General features: G+C 64.0%; 19 protein-coding genes. 14 read left to right on the forward strand and 5 right to left on the reverse strand.

The features are described from left to right. Positions 1-6: 6 nt before the first annotated feature. Complete coding sequence (locus tag PVE35_RS03580; RefSeq protein WP_268181337.1) at positions 7-1731, reverse strand: C13 family peptidase; 1725 nt, start codon at positions 1729-1731, stop codon at positions 7-9. 136 nt (positions 1732-1867) lie between these two features. Then, on the reverse strand, positions 1868-2323 hold the full coding sequence (locus PVE35_RS03585; protein ID WP_268181339.1) for a MaoC family dehydratase: 456 nt from the start codon (positions 2321-2323) through the stop codon (positions 1868-1870). Positions 2324-2576: 253 nt separating this feature from the next. Here PVE35_RS03585 and PVE35_RS03590 point away from each other — a divergent pair, with 253 nt between their 5' ends. From PVE35_RS03590 to PVE35_RS03600, 3 genes are all read left to right on the forward strand, one after another. Continuing rightward, positions 2577-2936 carry a CidA/LrgA family protein gene (locus PVE35_RS03590; protein ID WP_268181340.1) on the forward strand — a complete coding sequence of 120 codons (360 nt, stop codon included), beginning with the start codon at positions 2577-2579 and terminating at the stop codon, positions 2934-2936. After that, a complete protein-coding gene (locus tag PVE35_RS03595) occupies positions 2933-3649 on the forward strand; it encodes an LrgB family protein (RefSeq protein WP_268181342.1) in 717 nt (238 codons plus the stop codon). Before PVE35_RS03590 ends, PVE35_RS03595 begins: the two co-directional genes overlap by 4 nt. A gap of 61 nt (positions 3650-3710) precedes the next feature. Beyond that, the gene (locus PVE35_RS03600; RefSeq protein ID WP_268181343.1) at positions 3711-4295 is read left to right on the forward strand and encodes an LON peptidase substrate-binding domain-containing protein; all 585 of its coding nucleotides are present in this window, start codon (positions 3711-3713) and stop codon (positions 4293-4295) included. Positions 4296-4300: 5 nt separating this feature from the next. Here the strand turns inward: PVE35_RS03600 and PVE35_RS03605 are convergent, their stop codons facing one another. Both PVE35_RS03605 and PVE35_RS03610 read right to left on the reverse strand, forming a co-directional pair. After that, on the reverse strand, positions 4301-5617 hold the full coding sequence (locus PVE35_RS03605) for a bifunctional DedA family/phosphatase PAP2 family protein (protein WP_268181345.1): 1317 nt from the start codon (positions 5615-5617) through the stop codon (positions 4301-4303). Further along, positions 5614-6330 (reverse strand): DNA-3-methyladenine glycosylase, encoded by a 717-nt coding sequence (locus PVE35_RS03610; RefSeq protein WP_268181347.1) that lies wholly within the window; start codon positions 6328-6330, stop codon positions 5614-5616. Before PVE35_RS03610 ends, PVE35_RS03605 begins: the two co-directional genes overlap by 4 nt. A 66-nt stretch (positions 6331-6396) precedes the next feature. Between PVE35_RS03610 and PVE35_RS03615 the strand changes: the two genes are divergently transcribed. After that, positions 6397-7251, forward strand: coding sequence for a class I SAM-dependent methyltransferase (locus tag PVE35_RS03615; protein ID WP_268181349.1), 855 nt, complete (start codon positions 6397-6399; stop codon positions 7249-7251). 982 nt (positions 7252-8233) lie between these two features. Here the strand turns inward: PVE35_RS03615 and PVE35_RS03620 are convergent. Then, the gene (locus tag PVE35_RS03620; RefSeq protein ID WP_268181351.1) at positions 8234-9463 is read right to left on the reverse strand and encodes an alpha/beta fold hydrolase; all 1230 of its coding nucleotides are present in this window, start codon (positions 9461-9463) and stop codon (positions 8234-8236) included. A 334-nt stretch (positions 9464-9797) separates the two neighbouring features. Between PVE35_RS03620 and PVE35_RS03625 the strand changes: the two genes are divergently transcribed. The 10 genes from PVE35_RS03625 (at position 9798) to PVE35_RS03670 (ending at position 19559) form a co-directional block, all read left to right on the forward strand. Beyond that, positions 9798-11063, forward strand: coding sequence for a glutamate-5-semialdehyde dehydrogenase (locus PVE35_RS03625; protein ID WP_277373834.1), 1266 nt, complete (start codon positions 9798-9800; stop codon positions 11061-11063). After that, the gene (nadD, locus tag PVE35_RS03630; protein WP_277373835.1) at positions 11064-11723 is read left to right on the forward strand and encodes a nicotinate-nucleotide adenylyltransferase; all 660 of its coding nucleotides are present in this window, start codon (positions 11064-11066) and stop codon (positions 11721-11723) included. 64 nt (positions 11724-11787) lie between these two features. Next, the gene (gene rsfS / locus PVE35_RS03635; protein WP_268184179.1) at positions 11788-12141 is read left to right on the forward strand and encodes a ribosome silencing factor; all 354 of its coding nucleotides are present in this window, start codon (positions 11788-11790) and stop codon (positions 12139-12141) included. A gap of 9 nt (positions 12142-12150) precedes the next feature. Beyond that, complete coding sequence (gene rlmH, locus PVE35_RS03640; RefSeq protein ID WP_277373836.1) at positions 12151-12618, forward strand: 23S rRNA (pseudouridine(1915)-N(3))-methyltransferase RlmH; 468 nt, start codon at positions 12151-12153, stop codon at positions 12616-12618. Between the two features lie 13 nt (positions 12619-12631). After that, positions 12632-14521, forward strand: a complete 1890-nt coding sequence (gene mrdA, locus PVE35_RS03645; protein ID WP_268181359.1) for a penicillin-binding protein 2 — start codon at positions 12632-12634, stop codon at positions 14519-14521. 38 nt (positions 14522-14559) lie between these two features. Continuing rightward, positions 14560-15663: a rod shape-determining protein RodA gene (gene rodA, locus PVE35_RS03650; protein ID WP_277374845.1), complete on the forward strand. Its 1104-nt coding sequence runs from the start codon at positions 14560-14562 to the stop codon at positions 15661-15663. 18 nt (positions 15664-15681) lie between these two features. Further along, positions 15682-16692 (forward strand): lytic murein transglycosylase B, encoded by a 1011-nt coding sequence (gene mltB / locus PVE35_RS03655; protein ID WP_268181361.1) that lies wholly within the window; start codon positions 15682-15684, stop codon positions 16690-16692. Beyond that, positions 16689-17702 carry a septal ring lytic transglycosylase RlpA family protein gene (locus PVE35_RS03660; RefSeq protein WP_268181362.1) on the forward strand — a complete coding sequence of 338 codons (1014 nt, stop codon included), beginning with the start codon at positions 16689-16691 and terminating at the stop codon, positions 17700-17702. The genes mltB and PVE35_RS03660 overlap by 4 nt, the downstream gene beginning before the upstream one ends. A 163-nt stretch (positions 17703-17865) precedes the next feature. Beyond that, entirely contained in the window at positions 17866-19041 is a 1176-nt protein-coding gene (locus PVE35_RS03665; RefSeq protein ID WP_268181364.1) for a D-alanyl-D-alanine carboxypeptidase family protein, read from the forward strand. A 239-nt stretch (positions 19042-19280) separates the two neighbouring features. Beyond that, complete coding sequence (locus tag PVE35_RS03670) at positions 19281-19559, forward strand: DUF493 domain-containing protein (RefSeq protein WP_268181365.1); 279 nt, start codon at positions 19281-19283, stop codon at positions 19557-19559. Positions 19560-19564: the final 5 nt, after the last annotated feature.

The following is a 19564-nucleotide window of genomic DNA, read 5'->3' on the forward strand; positions in this document are numbered from 1 at the left end:
GCCAGCTTAATGGTTTACGGCTTTGCTGGCCACGGCGTTCAAGGCGCGCTCGGCCTGGCTCTGGCGCAGATTGCGCCATTGCTGGAGCACCTCGCGCGGTGCCCAGATCTGTGGTTCGGAGGGCTCGAAGCCCTCGCTCTGCTCGCGTTCGGCGACCCGTTCCTTGGCCAGCTCGAAGGCGCGCTCGAGGTTGTCGGTCTCGCCCAGGGCCTCGGCGAACAGGGCGCGGCCGAAGTAGGTGAAGTCATTTTCCTCGCTGCAGCCAAAGGACACCCGGTCGGCGCGCGCAGCGGTCATCACCAGGGTCTTGTCGTCTTTCAGCGGTGGGATGAAGCCGCCGGAGTAGCAGGCGGAAATCACCACCACCTTGTAGCGATCCTTCAAGGGGGCGAGCACGGCGGCCAGTTCGCTGGCCGGCAGATCGTCGAGCTGCAGGCGTGGCAGGTCGAGGTTCAGTTCGTGGTGGCGCGAGCCGTGGCTGGTCAGGTAGATGAACACCAGGTCTTCCGCGCCGCTGCGTTCGGCCAGGGCCTGGGCGGCGCGGGCCAGGTTCTCGCGGGTGGCCAGGGGGCGGTCGGCGAGGTGGTCGCGGTGGTTGATCAGGCTGATGCTGCCATGGGCGCCGAAGCGCTCGCGCAGCATCCGGCTGACGTAATCGGCCTCGCGCATGAACACGCTCTGCTTGCCGTCGCCGGCCAGGGTCAGGGCATAGAGTTCGCGTGCCGGCGTGGAGGCGGGAACGGCCGCGATGGCTTCGTCGAGCAGGCGGCCTTGATCGAGCAGGCCCAGTTCGAGGCTGTCCGGCAGGCGACGACCCTGTTCGTCGCGTATTCGCCGCCCGCGCTGCCAGGTGCCGGCCTGGCGTGTGCCATCGGCCAGGGTAAGGGTGCCCTTGCCACTGTATTGGCCATCGGCGAAATGCCCCTGGTAGACGCTGCCGTCGGCCAGAGTCAGGAGGCCTTCACCGGCGTACTGCCAGTCCTCGAACTGGCCGAGGTAGCGGCTGCCATCGGCACCGATGTATTCGCCCTCGCCCTGCATCACGCCCTCGACGAATTCGCCGGCCCAGACGTCGCCATTGGCGCTCTGGTAGCGTCCCTTGCCATGGAACTCGCCATTCTTGAAGCCACCGCTGTAGGTGTCGCCATCGGCATTGCCGTAGCTGCCCTGACCGTCGAGCTGGCCTTGGCTGAACTGGCCGCTGAACTGGTTGCCGTAGGCGTCCTTGCGTACGCCCTGGCCCTTGGGCTGGCCATCGACGAATTGCCCCTGGAAGCTGCTGCCATCGGCCAATTCCAGGGTGCCCAGGCCGTGGAAACGATCATCGCGGAATTCACCCTGGTATTTCTGCCCAGCCTGCTCCAGCAGACCTTCACCGCTGAAACGGTTGCGCGCGAAGCTGCCCTCGTAACGGCTGCCGTCGGGGTATGTCAGAGTGCCCTGGCCGTGGAACATGCCTTCATGGAAGTCACCCTGATAGTGTTCGCCGCCTGGCCCTTGCCATTCACCGGGGCCTTCCAGTTGGCCGTCCTGGAACTGGCCGCTGAACCAGCTACCGTTGCGGTAGTCCAGGCGCCCAGGCCCTTGCAGCAGGCCATTGACCACCTCGCCGCGGTATTGCGCACCATCGGGCAGCACGGCATCGGGCGGCAGTACCTGGCGCACGTCGTCGCAGGCGGTGAGCAGCAGGCTCAGGCAGAGAGGGGCAAGGCGCAGGGTGGGCGAAATCATGACGGACATCCTGGTCGAGAGCATCGGCACGCAGTATGCCGCATGCTTGCCGGCTCGTGCTGTAGCCGTGCACATTCCAGGTGCGAAGAATGGCAGGCCGCCGGCGTTTCGAGGCGAAACGACGACGGCCCCTGGATCAGACGAAGCAGAGGGTCAGGGGTTCAGCGATGTAGGCCGGCTTCTCCTGACCTTCGATCTCCAGCACGGCGCGGGCCTTGAGCAGCCATTGGCCGGGGTTCTTCTCGCTGACGTCGGTGAGGGTCACCACCAGGCGCACGCGCGAGTCGACCTTCACCGGCTGAATGAAACGCACGCTGTCCAGGCCATAGTTGACCGCCATCTTCAGGCCTTGGGGCAGCACCATGATGCCTTCCATCAACATCGGAATCAGCGACAGCGACAGGAAACCATGGGCGATGGTGCTGCCGAACGGCGTGTGCTTGGCTTTCTCCGGGTCGACGTGGATGAACTGATGGTCGCCGGTGCACTCGGCGAACTGGTTGATGCGCTGTTGATCGATGGTCAGCCAGTCGGACTTGCCGAGTTCCTTGCCGACATGATCCTTGAGTTCTGCAACGGGGACTAACTGCATGGTATCTCCTTGAAGACGCGGGTGTTCTTGTTGTTTGCGTGATGTCCTGAGGGTAGATCAGCATGGGCACATTGCCTGGTCAACCCTCCTGCGTCACCCTGAATGGTGCGGCATAGACCGAGCAGAATAAGCAAGACAGAGACCAGCGCTCGTGCGTCGCGCTTATAATGGCCGACATGCCCTGAAAGATGCCCGGAATCCCTTCTGCAACAAGGTGATGCGGGTTATCGCTTGTCTTCTGGAGAACTCAATCATGCTGCTTCGCGGCCTGTCCTGGCTGGTGTTGTGCCAACTGCTCGGCACCGTCCTCAATGTACTGTTCTTGCCTATGCTGCCGGGGCCGATCCTCGGCATGCTGTTGCTGTTCGTCTTCCTCATGCTGCGCGGCGAGGTGGGAGAGTCGCTCAGCGTCGCCTCCAGCAGCCTGCTCAAGTACCTGCCGCTGATTCTGGTGCCGCCAGCGGTGGGCGTGATGGCCTATGCCAACGATATCGCCGAGGACTTCTGGGCGGTGGCTGGTGCTCTGCTCCTGTCGCTACTGCTGTCGGTAGCTTTCGCCGGCTGGCTGATGCAGAAACTGATCGAGCGCCAGCAACGTCGGGAGGAAGCATGAACCTCGATTGGCAAGGTGCCTGGCAGGCGCTGACCCATCATCCGCTATTCGGTATCGGTATCACCCTGGGGGCCTACCAACTCGCCATGGCCGCCTACGAACGCACGCGTTGGGTATTCCTGCAGCCGGTGCTGGTGTCCATGCTGACGGTGATCGGCATTCTCCTGCTCAGCGGCCTGAGCTTCGCCGAATACAAGAACAGCGTGGCCGCACTGACTCTGTTGCTCGGCCCGGCCACCGTGGCTCTGGCCGTGCCGCTGTACCTGAACCTGCGGCGCATCCGCCAGTTGTTCTGGCCGATCATCCTCACCCTGGCGCTGGCCGGCACTCTGGCCACCGTGCTGGGGGTGGGGCTGGCCTGGCTGTTCGGTGCCGAGCGCATCATGCTGATGAGCATGGCACCGAAATCGGTGACCTCGCCGATCGCCATGCTGGTGGCCGATCAGATCGGCGGTATCGCCGCGCTGGCTGCGGTGTTCGTGATGATCACCGGGGTCATCGGCGCCATCGTCGGGCCGTCCATCCTGCGCTTGTGCCAGGTACGCCACCCGGCGGCACAAGGCATGGCGCTGGGCATCACCGCGCATGCCGTGGGCACGGCGCGGGCCCTGCAGGAAGGCGACGAGTGTGGCGCCTTCGCCGCCCTGGCCATGAGCCTGATGGGGGTGATCACTGCCGTGTTGCTGCCCCTGGCCATCGCTTTGCTGGTGTGAGTCGACTGCTGCTCTCTGGCACACTGCGCAGCACCGATATGCTGCGCAAGGTCGCCTGCCGATGAACCTGCCTCTGTTTCCACTCAACACCGTGCTGTTTCCCGGCTGCATGCTCGATTTGCAGCTATTCGAGGCACGTTACCTGGACATGATCAGTCGCTGCATGAAGCAGGGCAGTGGCTTCGGCGTGGTGTGCATCGTCGAGGGGGATGAAGTCGGTGAAGCCGCCAGTCGGTTTGCCAGCATCGGCTGCGAGGCCCTGGTGCGTGATTTTCAGCAGCGGCCCAACGGCTTGCTCGGCATTCGTGTCGAGGGCGGACGGCGCTTTCGCGTGGAGCGCGCGCAGGTACTGCCTGATCAGTTGACCATCGCCGAGGTGGCCTGGCTGGACGAGGAGGTGGATCAGCCCCTGTTACCCGAGCATGCCGACCTCGCGGCCTTGCTCACGGCGTTGGCCGAGCACCCACTGGTCTCCGGGCTGGGCATGGCCAGCCTGGTTGGTGGGCAACAGCAACTTGCCAATCAGCTCGCCTACCTGCTGCCCCTGGATCCGCTGCAAAAGCTCGAACTGCTGCAGCAGCGCGACCCCACCTTGCGTCTGGAGCGCCTGCATGCATTGCTCGATCAGCTCCAGGGCGAGGTCTGAGCCTGCTAGTAGCTGTAGCGCAGCAGGGCACTGGACAATTGCCAGGTGGCCATGCCGCCAAGCACCGCGAGGCAGGCCGGCAGCACGATCCACCACAGGCGCGCCGGCAGTGCTGGCAGCACCTGATGACGTTGCCAGAAGGTCAGGCTGATGCCGCACATGGCCGAGGCCAGCACGGCACCAGCGATGATGTCGCTGGGCCAGTGCACGCCGAGATAGACCCGCGACAGCGCGATGGCCAGTGCCGGCAGGCCCGCTACCACCAGCCAGGCCAGGCGCAGGCGCGCGGATTGGCCGCGCCCGGCCAGCACCCCCAGCACCAGGAAGAAGGCGAAGGCTGCCGAGCTGTGGCCACTGGGAAAACTGAAGCTGGTCAGCGGCTCGCTGAGGATGTCCGGGCGGGCACGGGCAAAGCCGTGCTTCAAGGTGGTATTGGCCAGTGCGGTGAACAACAGGGTCGAACTGGCAAACAGCAGGTGACGCCATTGCCGGGCGAGCAGCAGCAGGCCGCATAGCACCAGGGCGGCGATCAGCTGGGTGTTGAAATCGCCGAGGCGCGTCAGCACCACGATCCACTTGTCCAGATGCGCGTGGCGCTGTTCCTGCACCAGGGTCAGCAAACCCTGGTCGAGCGCGTCCAGGTGTGGCCAGCCGAGTATCATCCCCAGCAGCAGGAGCAGACTGAGGCCGCCAGCGATCAGGCTGGCGCGGCGTTTCTCGACCAGGCTGGCCTGGATGGTCAGCAGCAGGATCAGGCCGATGGCGCCCAGCAGCACGGCGGCTTCGGTCCAGAACCCCTGCGCCATCGGCAGGCGCAGCGCCGCGCCGGTGGCCCAGCCCGGCAGCAGATAGGCCACGGCCCAGCCGGCGGCGGCCACCAGGGTGACGGCGATGAAGCGCACCAGCGGCATGTCGAGCATGCCGGCGACCAGCGGCAGCATCGGTCGCAGGGGGCCGATGAAGCGCCCCACCAGCAGGCTGGCAACGCCGTAACGGCGGAAGTACGCCTCGGCATGCGTCAACCAATCAGGGTGGTTGCGCAGGATCGGCAGGCGCGTGATGCCGTTCTGGAAGCGTCGACCCAGGGCATAGGACAGCGCATCGCCACACAGGCCGCCGGCGTAGGCCAGCAGCAGCGTTTCCCACAGGCTGAGCACGCCGCTGCCGGCGAGCAGCCCGACGCTGAACAGCAGCACCACGCCTGGCAGCAGGATGCCCACCAGGGCCAGGCACTCGAGCAGGGCGATGAGAAAGATCGCCAGCCCCAGCCACTGGGGATGGCTGCTTAGCCAGGTGGTCAGGGTGTCGAGCCAGGCGCTCATGCAGCTCCTCCAGAAAGGGTAATCAAACGATAGTCACGTCCTTCGACCTGGCCACGACGCAGCGGGTTGCGCGTGCAATGACGGGCATAGGCCGCGTCGACGAAGCGGTACGGCAGGTGCTCGTCGCGCCCGTGGGGGATGCCCAGGCGCGCGCATTGCACGATGTGCTGCGGGCGCGCGCCAACATCTTCGACGAATAGCCGCGCCAGGTCGAAACGCTGCCCATCCCAATCCGGCACCTTCAGCGCCAGGGCCTTGCACAGCAGAGTCTGGCCGGCGCACAGGCGCTCAGGCGAGCGCGCCTGGCCCTGGGTGTCGGGGTTGTTGTGCTGCATGACTGCCAATGCCTCGGTGCCGCTGACGGCATCGAACCAGGGGTGGGCGGACTTGATCAGCACCGCGTTGCCTGGGCCCTGGGCGCTGAAGTTCAGCGAGTCGCCGCCGCGCGCGTAATACATGTAGATATGTCCGCCATCCTTGAACAGCGCCTTGCGCTTCTCGGTATAGCCGAGCGAGGCATGGCTGCCTTTGTCGACCAGGTAATAGGCCTCGGTCTCGATGATCCGTGCGCTGAGCCAGAGCCCTCCGACGCGATGACGGATCACCTTGCCGAGCAGCTCCTGAGCCACCTGTTGGGCATCGCGATCGAAGAAGGTATCGGGCAGGGGGCGGGCGCCGGGCCAGGGCAAACTAAGGGTGGGTTCGCTGGGCATGATCTGTCGAAGGGGCTCGCAGCCATCTAATCTGAGGGCGCGAGCATAACAATAAGAGCCTTAAAAATGCCTGAACGCGCCCGAGCCAGCAGTGCCCATATCAGCCCCTCGGCACATTACACCGGCTACGTCTGGTATCGCCATCAGCTTTCCGACCCGGCTTTCGTCACCCCCTTCGGGCGTTTCGTGCATGGCCTGCTCTGGCCCATCAGTTGGGGCGCGCGGGCCGGCTTCGATCTGGATATCGAGACCTTGCTGTTGCAGCGGCATCTGCAGATCGATGCGCAACTGACCCAGGCCATCGAGCAGGGTGGTGTGCGTCAGATCGTGGAAATCGCCTGTGGTCTGTCGCCACGCGGTCGGCGCTTTCGCCAACGCTATCCACAGGTGCGTTACGTCGAGGCGGATCTACCGGCGATGGCCGCGCGCAAGCGCTCGCTGTTGCGTGAGGCCGGCTGGTTGAGCGACGAGCATCTGGTGCGCAGCGTGGACATCCTCGCGCCGCGTGGTGGCCATTGCCTGGCCAGCCTCTTCGCCGAGCTGGATCGGCGCCAGCCGGTAGTGGTGATCACCGAAGGGCTGGTCAATTACTTCGAGCTGCCGGTCATTGAGGACTTCTGGACGCGACTGGCCGAAGAGTTGCGAGCATTCACCGGCGGCACCTACCTCACCGACCTGTACCCGGATCTACGCGAGCACCCGCGTTATCGGCAGTTGCGCTGGGGCGTGGATCTGGTCGGCCGTCTGACGCGCGGCAGCTACCCCCTGCATTACCGTGACCATGGCGGGATAATTGCCGGCTTTCAGCGCTGTGGTTTCGCCCAGGTGCAGGTGCTAGACCCCAGCGCCGATGCGGCGCGCCTGGGCTTGCCGCAGGCGCGGCAGCCAGGCTTGGTACGGGTGATTCAGGCGCAGGTTTGAGGCGCGCGGAAAAAGTGGGTTCTTCGCGGAATCTCGGGGAATCAGTATTGATACCGGACTGGCAAGTTTGTGTGAGTGCCTGTTGCTTGTTGCTTGTTGCTTGTTCGGGTGCTTGTTCCGGCTTGCCGCGTTTTTGTTGATGTTTTTGGTTTCGCCCTCCCGGGCGAGTCACTTTTGTAGGGCAAAAGTAACCAAAACCCTCCGCCCGGTCATCCGGCCCTCGCTGCGCGAGGGTTCGCTCACTCCATCGCCGCTCCAGAGGCCCGCCGCGGTGGGCCATCCATGGCCCATCGCGGCTCTCGCGACATCCATGTCGCTCAACCTCTTCCACGACGATTCCGCTCACCCTCCTGGGCGGGCTCTGCACGCGCCTGAAACTCCGGTAACTCTTTGGGACTCTGCGTGCTTGAACATGAGGTCAGCCTTAGGGCTGACCAGGATGCCGGCTGCAAGCCGGCAAACTATCCAGGCGAATGAAACTGCGCGAATGAAAGTTCTGGTTTAACTCGACAGCCACATCACGCCTTCACAGCTACCAGAACACGCCGGGCGTACCTTGGAATGCTGGTTCGTTCAGGCGCGCTAACTCCCCCTTCAGGAGGCCGAACGTAGGCATTGCGCAGGGGGCGAGCGGCATGGATGCCGCGAGAGGCTTGAAGGGCCATGGATGGCCCTTGCAAGCCGACCCCGGAGCAATGCCGGAGTGAGGGGAGTCGAGCGAAGCGAGACCCGGATGGCGGGGGTGCGTTTCTTTTGCTTACTTTTCTTTGCGCATTTCAAAGAAAAGTGAGTCGCCCGAGGGGGCGAAACAGGGAGTTCCAGCACACACCGCAGCGGCGCCCAGAACACCGAATCAACCAAACACTCACACAAACTTGCCAGTGCGGTGTCAACCAAGCATTCCCCCTGAAAATGCGATGAACCATAAAGTGCCCACTCTCGATGGCGGCTGTTACGCCGCTCAGGATCCGGGCCGCAGCGCTCAGGCGCAGGCGGCGGTGGGCAGGGTGCTGAGCGCGTCGTGCTCGGCCAGTATCTGACTGGTGTCGCCGTGGGTATGCGGGAAGACGAAGGCCAGGCCGTGCCAGTCGTGCCGCAAGGGCAGCAGACGCCGAGGCGGGAAGCCGCTGCGATGCAGTTGCCAGCCTCGTTGTGGCAGATCCTCGGGCAGGTCGCCCTGCAGCAGGCCACCAAAGAAGCCCAGTGCACTCAATTCCACGTGCCATTGCTGGCCGCTTTCATGGCGCAGCAGAGCCTGGCGCTGGGCTGGCGCCCGGCGTATTTCGCTGCGTTTTTCCAGGTGCGCTAGCTGCTCGCGCAGCAGGCGCGTGCTGCCGAGGGCGCGCGTCGGGAGTGGCTGGCCAGCGAGGAAGGGTTGGTAGAGGGCGGCGCAGGCTTCACGCCGCTCGAACTGCACCAGATGATCGGCCTGGTGGACGATGGCGCAGTCGGCCTGGGTGCAGGCTGCGGCGAACTGAGCATGTTCCCAGGGCTGGGTGAAGTGATCGTGTTCGCCGGCCAGCACCAGGGTTGGGCAGCTCGGGTGCTGAACGAAGCCCTCGAATGCCAGGAGACGCTGGCTATTCTGCCGATAGCGTTCGACGTCGTGCGGGGTCAGGCGCTGGATCTGCCGCAGCAGGGCCTTGCGAAAGGCCGGAGCTACGCCGCTATCTTGCAGGTGCATGGGGTTGAGCAGGCTATTCACGGCGCCCTGGGCGAAGGCTTCGGTATGGCCTTCGTCGAGCAAGGCCAGGCCCTCTTCCAGCAACAGTCGCGAACCTGGGCGACCGAAGGCGGCGATGCCGGCCAGCAGCAGGCGGGCGCAGCGCTGCGGGTGGCGTGCGGCGAACAGCGCCGCCAGCGCCGAGCCATAGGACAGGCCAATGGGCATCAGTGGCGGCAGTTGCAGTTGCTCGGCGAAAGCGGCGATCAGGTCGGCGAGTTGCTGCAGGTTAAGTTCCGGGGCGAGTTGGCTATTGCCACCCTGGCTAGGTAGGTCGAGGAGGATCACCGGATGCTGCGCCAGCAGCGCTTCGACCTCGCTGGCGAAGGAGCGAAAGCTCTGGAAGGCGCCGCCCAGCAGCAGAACCGGCGTGCGCCGATCCTGTTCGTGCTGGGCGAAGGCGAGATAGTGCAGGTGCCAGCCATTGATCTGCAGGACGTCCGGCGCACCGTTGAGGATGGCTGCACTGTAGTGACTGCGATAGCGCATGCTGTGGCCTCCGGCAGGATTTATCGTTGTTATGTCATGACTGGCCTTGCGCTGTGTGAGCGGCCTGGGATTGAAGGTAAACACTGTGGGGGGTTTTGTTTACCCAACCTTCGGGTGGCACCTGGCCATGGATGTCACCGTTACGGGCAGTCCCCTGCAGTCATCGGCCTTGGCGCGTTACCGGCGCTGTTGGGCGAACGACTTGTCTACCGGCCAGGCCGGCGAAACGCCCCCGCTCATGATCCTGGTCGACCACTCGCCAGGCGTGGCTGTGCGCCGAGGCGCTGGCGGGATATAATCGGCCCCTTTTTTCAACCGTCAGACTTCCGCCGCCATGACCGAGTCCGTGCACGACTACATGACCCGCCTGGGCCAGGCTGCTCGCCAGGCATCAAAGGTGCTCGCCCGGGCCAGCACCGCGCAGAAGAATCGCGCCTTGCAGGCCGCCGCCAATGCCCTCGATGCCGCCCGCGCCGAGCTTGCCGCCGCCAACGAGCTGGATCTGGCCGCTGCCCGCGCCAGTGGCCTGGAGCCGGCCATGGTCGATCGCCTGGCACTGACGCCCCAGGTCATCGATTCGATGATCGAAGGCCTGCGCCAGGTCGCCACGTTGCCCGATCCGATCGGTGAGATCGAAGGCATGCGCTACCTGCCGTCCGGCATCCAGGTGGGCAAGATGCGCGTGCCGCTGGGCGTGATCGGCATCATCTACGAGTCGCGGCCGAACGTGACCATCGATGCTGCCAGTCTGTGCCTGAAGTCCGGCAACGCCACCATCCTGCGTGGCGGCTCCGAGGCCATCCATTCCAACCAGGCCATCGCCCGCTGCATCCAGCAGGGCCTGGCCGAGGCCGACCTGCCGGCGGCAGCCGTGCAGGTGGTGGAAACCACCGATCGCGCTGCCGTGGGCGCACTGATCAGCATGCCGGAGTTCGTCGACGTGATCGTGCCGCGTGGCGGCAAGGGGCTGATCGAGCGCATCAGCCGTGACGCCAAGGTGCCGGTGATCAAGCACCTGGATGGCGTCTGCCATGTCTACGTCGATGTGGCGGCCGACCTGGACAAGGCCATCCGCGTTTGCGACAACGCCAAGACCCAGCGTTATTCGCCGTGCAATGCCATGGAGACCCTGCTGGTGCACAAGGCCATCGCCGCCCGCGTACTGCCGCCGCTGGCCGCCATCTACCGTGACAAGGGCGTGGAACTGCGCGGCGATGCCGCCACCCGCGAACTGCTGGGTAGCGATGTGCTGGAGGCGAGCGAGGACGACTGGTTCGCCGAGTACAATGCGCCGATCCTGGCGATTCGCATCGTCGATTCGCTGGACTCGGCCATCGAGCACATCAATCACTACGGCTCGCAGCACACCGATTCGATCATCACCGAGAACTTCAGCGATGCGCGGCGCTTCCTCACCGAGGTGGATTCCGCTTCGGTGATGGTCAATGCCTCCACGCGCTTCGCCGATGGCTTCGAGTACGGCCTGGGCGCGGAGATCGGCATTTCCACCGACAAGCTGCATGCACGGGGCCCGGTCGGCCTGGAAGGGCTCACCAGTCAGAAATACGTGGTTTTCGGCGACGGACACATTCGCACATAAATGAACGGTCTCGGCGCCCGACGTATCGGCCTGCTGGGCGGTACCTTCAACCCGGTGCACATCGGGCATCTGCGTGCGGCGCTGGAAGTCGCCGAATTCATGCAGCTCGACGAGCTGCGGCTGATTCCCAGTGCGCGCCCGCCGCACCGGGACGCACCGCAGGCCACCGCCGAGCAGCGTCTGGCCATGGTCGAGCTGGCCGTGGCAGACGAGCCCAGGTTGTCGGTCGATGATCGCGAGTTGCGCCGGGATCGTCCGTCCTACACGGTCGAAACCCTGGAGTCGATACGCAGCGAGCTGGCGCCGGACGATCAGTTGTTTCTGCTGATCGGCTGGGACGCTTTCTGCGGCCTGCCGAGTTGGCACCGCTGGCAGGAGTTGCTCGAATACTGCCACCTGCTGGTGCTGCAGCGGCCGGATGCCGACAGCGAGGCGCCCGAGGCGCTGCGCGACCTGCTGGCGGCACGCAGCGTCAGTGACCCGCTGAGCCTGAGTGGGCCGGGTGGGCAGATCAGTTTCATCTGGCAGACACCATTGGCGGTGTCTGCCACCCAGATCCGGCAATTGCTGGCCAGCGGGAGATCGGCGCGTTATCTGCTGCCCGATGCGGTGCTGGCTTATATCCAGGCACACCAGTTGTACGGTGTGCCGAACGCTTGAGGCGTCGCGCGTGCGCGCACGCCCATTACATGAGGCAAACGAGTTACCTATGAAGAATCCGAACATGCCCAGCGAAGAGCTGGTCAAGATCACCGTTGCAGCGCTGGAAGAAATCAAGGCCAGCGACATCACCGTCATCGATGTCAAGGAAAAGACCAGCATCACCGATTTCATGGTGATCGCCAGCGGTAGCTCCAGTCGTCAGGTCAAGGCGCTGGTGGACAACGTACTGGAGAAGGTGAAGGAAAAGGGTGTACGCGCCATCGGTAGCGAAGGCCTGGATAGCGGCGAATGGGCACTGCTCGATCTGGGGGACATCGTCGTCCACGTCATGCTGCCCACCGCGCGCCAGTTCTACGACCTCGAGCGTCTGTGGCAGGGGGCCGAGCAGAGCCGCGCCCAGCACGGTGCCGAGTAACCCGGTAGCATGCGCATCAAGCTGATCGCCGTCGGTTCGCGCATGCCGCGCTGGGTCGAGGAGGGCTGGCAGGAGTACGTCAAGCGTCTGCCGGCCGAGCTGCCGCTGGAACTGGTGGAAATCCCGCTGAACACCCGCGGCAAGAATGCCGACGTCAACCGCCTGATCCGTCAGGAGGGCGAGGCCATGCTGGCCAAGGTGCAGCCCGGGGAACGTATCGTCACCCTGGAAGTCCATGGCAAGCCGTGGAGTACCGAGCAACTGGCGACCGAGCTGGATCGTTGGCGTCTGGATGCACGCACCGTCAACCTCATGGTCGGCGGCCCGGAAGGGCTGGCGCCGGAGGTATGCGCACGCAGCGAGCAGCGCTGGTCGCTGTCGCCGTTGACCTTGCCCCATCCGCTGGTGCGCATTCTCATCGGCGAGCAGATCTACCGTGCCTGGACCGTATTGTCCGGCCATCCTTACCACAAATAGTCAGTCGTAGCCGATGCCGCAGCCGATTCGCCTCAAGGATCACGAAAAGGACGCTCGCCTGGTCAAGCGCCGGGTGATCGTCGGGGGCGTGATCGTCCTGCTGCTGACCTGCGTGCTGGTGGCGCGCATGTACTACCTGCAGGTGGTGCAGTACGAGCATCACTCCACGCTGGCCGAGAACAACCGCATTCACGTGCAGCCAATACCGCCGACGCGTGGGCTGATCTATGACCGTAATGGCGTGATCATCGCCGATAACCGGCCCAGCTTCAGTCTCACCGTGACCCGCGAGCGGGCTGGCGACTGGCAGCAGGTGCTCGACACCGTGGTCGAAGTGTTGGAACTGACCGAGGACGACCGCGAACTGTTCGAGCGCCGCGTGCGCCAGGGGCGGCGCCCCTTCGAGCCAGTGCCGATCCTGTTCGAGCTGAGCGAGGAGCAGATCGCCCGCGTGGCGGTCAACCAGTTCCGCCTGCCGGGCGTGGAGGTGGCGGCGCAGTTGGTGCGGCATTATCCGCTGCAGGAGCATTTCGCTCATTCGGTCGGTTATGTCGGGCGCATCAACGAGCAGGAGCTCAAGCGTCTCGATCCCACCGAGTATGCCGGCACCCACCATATCGGCAAGACCGGCATCGAGCGCTTCTACGAGAGCGAGCTGCACGGCGAGGTCGGCTACGAGGAGGTGGAAACCAATGCCCGTGGCCGCGTCCTGCGTGTGCTCAACCGTATCGACCCGAAACCGGGCAAGGACATCGTCCTGACCCTCGACGCCCATCTGCAGGAAGCTGCGGAGAAGGCCCTGGGCGGGCGCCGTGGCGCGGTAGTGGCGATCCAGCCGAAAACCGGCGAGGTGCTGGCCATGGTCAGCCAGCCCAGCTTCGACCCCAATCCATTCGTTACCGGCATCAGCTTCAAGGCCTATGGCGAGCTGCGCGATTCCATCGACCAGCCGCTGTACAACCGCGTGCTGCGTGGCCTCTATCCGCCAGGCTCGACGGTCAAGCCAATGGTGGCAGTGTCCGGCCTCGACGCCGGGGTGATCACCCCGCAGACACGGGTGTTCGACCCTGGCTTCTATCAACTGCCCAACAACAGCCACAAATATCGCAACTGGAACCGCAGTGGCGATGGCTGGATTGATCTGGATCTGGCCATCGCCCGCTCCAACGACACCTACTTCTATGAGCTGGCGCACAAGATGGGCATCGATCGCCTGCACGACTACATGAGCCGCTTCGGTTTCGGCCAGCGCGTGTCCCTGGACATGTTCGAGGAGACGGCGGGGCTGATGCCCTCGCGTGACTGGAAGCGCGCCCGTTATCGCCAGCCCTGGTATCCCGGCGAAACCCTGATCCTCGGCATCGGCCAGGGCTACATGCAGACCACGCCGCTGCAGATGGCGCAGGCCACGGTGCTGATGGCCACGCGCGGTAAGTGGATCCGCCCGCACCTGGCCAAGTCCATCGATGGCGTGCAGCCGGTGGATCCCGATCCGGTTCCGGATATCGTCTTGCGTGATCCGAAATTCTGGGAGTACGGCATTCACGGCATGGAGCAGGTGGTCAATGGCCCACGTGGCACCGCGCGCAAGGTAGGCGATAGCGCGGTTTACCGGATCGCCGGCAAGAGCGGTACGGCGCAGGTAGTGGCCATCCGTCAGGGCGAGAAGTACGACCGCGAAAAATTGCAGGAGCGCCATCGTGACCATGCCCTGTTCGTCGGTTTCGCTCCGGTCGACAACCCGCAGATCGCCGTGTCGGTGATGGTGGAGAACGGCGAGTCCGGTTCAGGTGTCGCCGCGCCGGTGGTCAAGGCGGTGATGGACGCCTGGCTGCTGGATGAGAGTGGCCAGCTCAAGGCCGAGTACGCCACGCCGGAGAAAACCGAGGTCAGTCAGCGATGAAGGGCAATTTCGACCGCAACCTGTCCGACGAGGACGTGCTGCGCCGCCGCGCCACCCTGTTGCAGCGCATGCACATCGATGGCTGGTTGCTGCTGTTGCTACTGCTGCTGGGTGTCGGCAGCCTGTTCGTGCTCTATTCGGCCAGCGGCAAGAATGTCGACCTGTTGCTCAAGCAGGCTACGTCCTTCGGTATCGGCATCGCGGCGGTCATCACCATTGCCCAGTTCGACCCGCGCTTCATGGCACGCTGGGTGCCGCTGGGTTATCTGGTGGGGGTGGCGCTGCTGATGGTGGTGGAGGTGATGGGGCACACCGCGATGGGGGCGACGCGCTGGATCAACATCCCCGGGGTGATCCGTTTCCAGCCGGCGGAGTTCATGAAGATCATCATGCCCATGACCATCGCCTGGTACCTGGCGCGGCACAACCTGCCGCCACGCTTCAAGCACATCGTCGTCAGCCTGGCCATGATCATCGTGCCGGTGGTGCTGATTGCCAAGCAGCCGGACCTCGGTACTTCGCTGCTGATTCTCGCATCGGGTGGCTTCGTGGTGTTCATGGCCGGCCTGCAGTGGCGCTGGATCCTGGGGGCGGCAGCAGCGGTGGTGCCGATTGCCGTGGGCATGTGGTTCTTCCTCATGCATGACTACCAGAAGCGTCGCGTACTGACCTTCCTCAATCCGGAGAGCGACCCGCTGGGTGCTGGTTGGAACATCATCCAGTCCAAGGCGGCCATCGGTTCCGGTGGTGTGCTGGGCAAGGGGTGGCTGCTGGGCACGCAGTCGCACCTGGATTTTTTGCCGGAAAGCCATACGGACTTTATCATTGCCGTGCTCGCCGAGGAGTTCGGCCTGGTGGGGGTCTGCCTGCTGCTGCTGCTGTACCTGCTGCTGATTGCCCGTGGTCTGGTGATCACCGCGCAGGCGCAGACCCTGTTCGGCAAATTGCTGGCCGGCGCCCTGACCATGACCTTCTTCGTCTACGTCTTTGTCAACATCGGTATGGTCAGCGGTTTGCTTCCCGTCGTGGGAGTGCCCTTGCCATTCATTAGTTACGGCGGAACCCATCTGGTGACGCTGTTGTCAGGCTTCGGAATATTGATGGCGATTCATACCCACAGGAAGTGGATCGCTCAGGTTTGATTTGGGGGTTTTGAGTTGATGCATGCACTGCGCAGTTGGGCCACCCGCAGCTTCATGGGCGCTGGCCTGGCCGGTTTGTTCGGCACCGCCATGCCGGTAATGGCCGCCGATTACGATGGTTCGCCGCAGGTCGCCGAGTTCATCACCGAGATGACCCGCGACTATGGTTTCGCCGGTGAACAACTGGTCAGCCTGTTCGCCGAGGTGCAGCGCAAGCAGGCGATTCTCGACGCCATTTCGCGCCCGGCCGAACGGGTCAAACCCTGGAAGGAATACCGGCCGATCTTCATTACCGACAAACGCGTCGCCCAGGGCGTCGAGTTCTGGAAGAACAACCAGGCTGCGCTGGACAAGGCCGAGGCCGAATACGGTGTGCCGGCGCAGTTCATCGTCGCCATCATCGGTGTGGAAACCTTCTACGGTGGCAACACCGGCAGCTATCGGGTGATGGATGCCCTGTCCACGCTGGCGTTCGACTACCCGCCACGGGCGCCATTTTTCCGCAAGGAGCTGCGTGAGTTCCTCATGCTGACCCGTGAAGAGCAGGTCGACCCGCTCACGCTCAAGGGCTCCTACGCCGGCGCCATGGGCTTGCCGCAGTTCATGCCGAGCAGCTTCCGCGCTTACGCGGTGGATTTCGACGGTGATGGCCACATCAATATCTGGAGCAACCCCACCGATGCCATCGGCAGTGTCGCCAGTTACTTCCAGCGCCATGGCTGGCAGGCTGGTGGGCCGGTGGCGAGCCGTGCTCAGGTCGATGGCGAACACTACGCCGAAGGCCTGAGCGAAGGCCTCGACCCGGTGAAGAACGTGGGCGAACTGCGCGCCCTCGGCTGGCGCAGCAGCGATGTGCTGGCCGATGACGTGCCGGTGACCGCCTTCCGTCTGGAGGGCGCCGAAGGTGACGAATACTGGATGGGGTTGCCAAACTTCTACGTCATTACCCGCTACAATCGCAGCGTCATGTATGCGATGGCCGTCAATCAACTGGCCGAGCTGCTGGTGCAAGCACGGGGTAATCAATGAGTCTTTCCAGGAAACTGCTACCGCTGGGCGTCTGTATCGCTGCTGCGTTGTTGCTCGCCAGTTGCTCGTCCAATCGCTCGGCGCAGCCGGTGGCTCAGTCTGGTCAGGCAGGTATCTCCGGTCCCGATGATTACGACCGCCCGCACCGCGATGGCGCGCCCTGGTGGGACGTGGACGTATCGAAGATCCACGACGCGATCCCCATGCCGCATTACGGCCCGGTCAAGGCTTCGCCCTATACCGTGCTGGGTAAGCAGTACTTCCCGATTCAGGATGCGCGCCGCTATTCGGCAGTCGGCCCGGCCTCCTGGTACGGCACCAAGTTCCATGGTCAGGCCACCGCCAATGGCGAGACCTACGACCTGTACGGCATGACGGCGGCGCACAAGACCCTGCCGTTGCCCAGCTACGTGCGGGTGACCAATCTGGAGAACGGCAAGAGCGTGATCCTGCGGGTCAACGACCGTGGGCCGTTCTACTCCGATCGCATCATCGACCTGTCCTTCGCCGCGGCGAAGAAGCTCGGTTATGCCGAGAAGGGCACGGCGCGGGTCAAGGTCGAGGGCATTGATCCGCATGAGTGGTGGGCGCAGCAGGGCCGTCCGGTGCCGTTGGTGCTGGCCAACAATCAGCCGGCCAAGGCCATCACCAGCAAGCCGGTGGCGCAGGCCATGCCGCAGGCCGTCGAGCAGTATTCTCCGCCGCCCGAGCAGCATGCTGCGGCCGTGGTGCCGGTGCAGATCGACGCAAAAAAAAACGATTCACTCGCAGCTTCTGGCCTGTATCTCCAAGTGGGAGCATTCGCCAATCCGGACGCTGCGGAACTACTCAAGGACAAGCTGAGCCAGACGACCCATGTCCCGGTGTTCATCAGCTCAGTGGTGCGCGACCAGCAGATACTGCATCGGGTGCGCCTGGGGCCGATCAGCAGCCAGGGCGAGGCTGAAAAGCTGCAGAACAATGTACGCCTCGCCAATCTCGGGCAGCCGACGCTGGTGCGTACGGACTGACTCGACCCGTCGGGCTCGATGAAGACGGCTTGCCCTTCTTCTCAGGCGCGATGGCACTAAACCGGTCTTGGCCGGACTAACCCACGGGTCGCCATCATTGGTGGCCGGGTAAGGCTCCTGCGGGGGCCGTTTCACAAACCACGCAACGACTTTCGAGAGACGGATGAATATCACCAGCTTCGCGCAACGTGCCTTCCTCTTCCTGACCCTGTTGGCTTCGCCACTGGTCTGGGCCAGCCCTCAGGTCGTCCCGGCTCCGCCGCAACTGGCGGCCTCCGCCTATGTGCTGATGGACGCTGCCACCGGCCAGGTGCTGGTGGGTGAGAACGGCGACGAGCGTCTGCCGCCGGCCAGCCTGACCAAACTGATGACCGCCTATATCGCCACCCTGGAAATCCGCAACGGCAAGATCGGCGAGAAGGACATGGTGACCATCAGCGAGCATGCATGGCGCACCGGTGGCGCCGGCTCGGGCGGTTCCACCATGTTCCTGCCGGTCAACAGCCAGGCCAGCGTCGACGACCTGCTGCACGGTATCATCATCCAGTCCGGCAACGACGCCAGCATCGCCCTGGCCGAGTACATCGCCGGCAGCGAGGACGCCTTCGCCGACATGATGAACGAGACTGCCAAGCGTCTGGGCATGAACAACACCCACTTCATGAACGCCACTGGTCTGCCCGACCCGCAGCACTACTCCAGCGCTCATGACATGGCCATCCTGGCGCGCGCGATCATCAACGAAGACGCCGATCACTACGCCATCTATTCGCAGAAAGACTTCCTCTGGAACAACATCAAGCAGCCCAACCGCAACCTGCTGCTGTGGCGCGACAAGACCGTCGACGGTCTGAAGACCGGCCACACCCAGGAAGCCGGTTATTGCCTGGTGGCCTCTGCCGTGCGTGATGGTGCGCGCATGATCACCGCCGTGTTCGGTACCAATAGCGAACAGGCCCGTGCCGCCGAGACGCAGAAGCTGCTGACCTACGGCTTCCGCTTCTTCGAGAGCCGCACCTTCTATCAGAAGGGCACCGAACTGGCCCAGGCCACCGTGTGGAAGGGCCAGACCAGCAAGGTCAAGGCCGGCCTGGCGCAGGATCTGGCGCTGACCATGCCCAAGGGCCAACTGGACAAGCTGCAGGCCAGCATGACCCTCAACCCGCAACTGATTGCCCCCATCGCCCAGGGCGAGGTGATCGGCAAGGTGGAGGTCAAGCTGGGTGACGAGGTGGTGCACAGCGCCGACCTGGTGGCGCTGGAGCCGGTCGAGGAGGGTGGCCTGCTGCGTCGCCTGTGGGACAGCATCCGGCTGTTTTTCTTCGGCCTGTTCAACTGAGAGACTAAAAACTACCTGCGTTGTCATCGCTGCGTTAAAAACAGGCTGGAACGCCAGCCCGGTCAAATGGTCATTTACAGCTCGTAAAGTCGAGCGCGACTCCGACCGTTTTTCGCCTGTTTTTGCGGGGCCGCCATCGGTATTGCGCTGACTGCCTCGTCTACGTTTTTAGAGATTTAGCTTGGCCGCTGCCACCCGCAGCGGCCTCTTTATGGACGGGCTTCGAGCCCGCTGATGTCATGACCGATACCGACGTTCAAGCCCCGAAAATCGAATTCCCCTGCGAGCGCTACCCGATCAAGGTGATCGGCACCGCTGGCGAGGGGTTTGCCGACCTGGTGATCGAAGTGATCCAGCGCCACGCACCGGATCTGGATGCCTCCACCCTGGTACTGCGCGACAGCCGCAATGGCAACTTCCTCTCCGTGCAGGTACTGATCACTGCGACCAGTGTCGAGCAGTTACAGGCGATTCACGTCGACCTGCGCGCCACCGGCCGCGTGCACATGGTGCTGTGACGGCC

It is taken from the genome of Pseudomonas sp. AA-38, from assembly GCF_029457475.1.
Taxonomy (GTDB): domain Bacteria; phylum Pseudomonadota; class Gammaproteobacteria; order Pseudomonadales; family Pseudomonadaceae; genus Aquipseudomonas.

Bases quoted from the DNA above. Each gene is read 5' to 3' on its own strand.
- PVE35_RS03615 (WP_268181349.1), top strand. From the start codon at position 6,397: ATGCCTGAACGCGCCCGAGCCAGCAGTGCCCATATCAGCCCCTCGGCA.
- rlmH (WP_277373836.1), top strand. From the start codon at position 12,151: ATGCGCATCAAGCTGATCGCCGTCGGTTCGCGCATGCCGCGCTGGGTC.
- PVE35_RS03585 (WP_268181339.1), bottom strand. From the start codon at position 2,323: ATGCAGTTAGTCCCCGTTGCAGAACTCAAGGATCATGTCGGCAAGGAA.
- rsfS (WP_268184179.1), top strand. From the start codon at position 11,788: ATGCCCAGCGAAGAGCTGGTCAAGATCACCGTTGCAGCGCTGGAAGAA.
- PVE35_RS03605 (WP_268181345.1), bottom strand. From the start codon at position 5,617: ATGAGCGCCTGGCTCGACACCCTGACCACCTGGCTAAGCAGCCATCCC.
- PVE35_RS03595 (WP_268181342.1), top strand. From the start codon at position 2,933: ATGAACCTCGATTGGCAAGGTGCCTGGCAGGCGCTGACCCATCATCCG.
- PVE35_RS03610 (WP_268181347.1), bottom strand. From the start codon at position 6,330: ATGCCCAGCGAACCCACCCTTAGTTTGCCCTGGCCCGGCGCCCGCCCC.
- PVE35_RS03590 (WP_268181340.1), top strand. From the start codon at position 2,577: ATGCTGCTTCGCGGCCTGTCCTGGCTGGTGTTGTGCCAACTGCTCGGC.
- PVE35_RS03580 (WP_268181337.1), bottom strand. From the start codon at position 1,731: ATGATTTCGCCCACCCTGCGCCTTGCCCCTCTCTGCCTGAGCCTGCTG.
- nadD (WP_277373835.1), top strand. From the start codon at position 11,064: ATGAACGGTCTCGGCGCCCGACGTATCGGCCTGCTGGGCGGTACCTTC.
- PVE35_RS03660 (WP_268181362.1), top strand. From the start codon at position 16,689: ATGAGTCTTTCCAGGAAACTGCTACCGCTGGGCGTCTGTATCGCTGCT.
- PVE35_RS03620 (WP_268181351.1), bottom strand. From the start codon at position 9,463: ATGCGCTATCGCAGTCACTACAGTGCAGCCATCCTCAACGGTGCGCCG.
- PVE35_RS03625 (WP_277373834.1), top strand. From the start codon at position 9,798: ATGACCGAGTCCGTGCACGACTACATGACCCGCCTGGGCCAGGCTGCT.
- PVE35_RS03600 (WP_268181343.1), top strand. From the start codon at position 3,711: ATGAACCTGCCTCTGTTTCCACTCAACACCGTGCTGTTTCCCGGCTGC.
- PVE35_RS03670 (WP_268181365.1), top strand. From the start codon at position 19,281: ATGACCGATACCGACGTTCAAGCCCCGAAAATCGAATTCCCCTGCGAG.
- mltB (WP_268181361.1), top strand. From the start codon at position 15,682: ATGCATGCACTGCGCAGTTGGGCCACCCGCAGCTTCATGGGCGCTGGC.
- PVE35_RS03665 (WP_268181364.1), top strand. From the start codon at position 17,866: ATGAATATCACCAGCTTCGCGCAACGTGCCTTCCTCTTCCTGACCCTG.
- mrdA (WP_268181359.1), top strand. From the start codon at position 12,632: ATGCCGCAGCCGATTCGCCTCAAGGATCACGAAAAGGACGCTCGCCTG.